The sequence below is a fragment of the Streptomyces sp. 8P21H-1 genome (assembly GCF_013302945.1).
This window is the reverse complement of the sequence record NZ_JABTYA010000032.1, coordinates 1-457: the sequence shown is the minus strand read 5'-3', so window position 1 is coordinate 457 and position 457 is coordinate 1. Positions and strand designations below refer to the sequence as shown.

At 77.9% G+C, this 457-nt stretch carries 1 pseudogene; it reads left to right on the top strand.

The annotated features are described in order from the left end of the window. Positions 1–457: pseudogene (locus tag HO151_RS00785) on the top strand (hypothetical protein); the annotation flags it as partial.

Here is a 457-nt window from a genome sequence, read left to right as displayed (position 1 = left end):
GGCCAGGCCTGGGACCGGCCGTGGGGTCCGCGACCCGACCCGCAGGCTCCCCAGGGGACCGGACAGGACTGGGCGCCCGCGGACGAGTGGGACGGCGCGCGCCAGGACCAGGACGCGCAGATCTCCAGCTGGAGCGCCTCGCCGCAGGGCGCGGGCGGCCCGGGGGCGCAGGCCCAGGGCTGGGACGGCTCCGCACAGGGACAGGGCGTACAGGGCGTGCAGGGCCAGACCCCGCAGTACCAGGACCCCTCGGGCCGGTACAGGACGCAGGGCGCCGAGGACCGGTGGGGCGCCCAGCAGACACCCGGCGGCGCGATACCCCAGGCACCCCAAGCGCCTCAGCCACACCAGGCGCACCAGGCGCACGCGGACGAGGGCGCGACCCAGTTCCTGCCGCCCGTCGCCGCGGCCCCGTCCGCGGACGAGGGCGCCACACAGCTTCTTCCGCCGGTCGGAC